The organism is Vibrio genomosp. F10 str. 9ZD137, from assembly GCF_049974785.1.
Taxonomy (GTDB): domain Bacteria; phylum Pseudomonadota; class Gammaproteobacteria; order Enterobacterales; family Vibrionaceae; genus Vibrio.
This window is the reverse complement of the sequence record NZ_JBNGCJ010000060.1, coordinates 1-509: the sequence shown is the minus strand read 5'-3', so window position 1 is coordinate 509 and position 509 is coordinate 1. Positions and strand designations below refer to the sequence as shown.

The window sequence follows — 509 nt, the reverse complement described above, 5'->3', positions numbered from 1 at the left end:
GCTCTTCCGATCTTATTGCTGCGACTGTAGGTTGCATCATTGGTATCCTTGCCGGCATGACCAAAGGTCTATTATCAAGTACTCTCAATCATTTGCTTGATACGATTATGTCGATCCCTTCTTTATTGCTGGCCATTATTTTTGTCGCCTTTCTCGGTTTCGGTGAGTTCAATATTCTTTTGGCGATTTGTCTTGCTCTGATTCCACGCTTCATCCGTTCTGTTTATATCGCCGTTCACAATGAGATTGAAAAAGACTACATTATGGCCGCTCGCTTAGATGGCGCGAATGACTTTTACCTCCTGTGGAGCTCTATTTTACCTAACATTCTGATCGTCATCGCCACTGAGATGACCTACGCGTTGTCGATTGCAATTTTAGATATATCCGCACTTGGATTCCTCGGATTAGGTGCGCAGGCACCCAGCTCTGAGTGGGGCGCCATTTTAGGTGATTCGGTTGAACTGATTTATCTCGCGCCTTGGACGGTGACACTTCCAGGACTGGCC

1 protein-coding gene is annotated in these 509 nt (G+C 46.2%); it reads left to right on the top strand.

Translation table 11 applies throughout. The features are described 5' to 3' along the window. The coding region (locus ACP45E_RS00730; RefSeq protein WP_141707161.1) for an ABC transporter permease subunit at nucleotides 1-509 on the top strand (509 nt) is incomplete at both ends.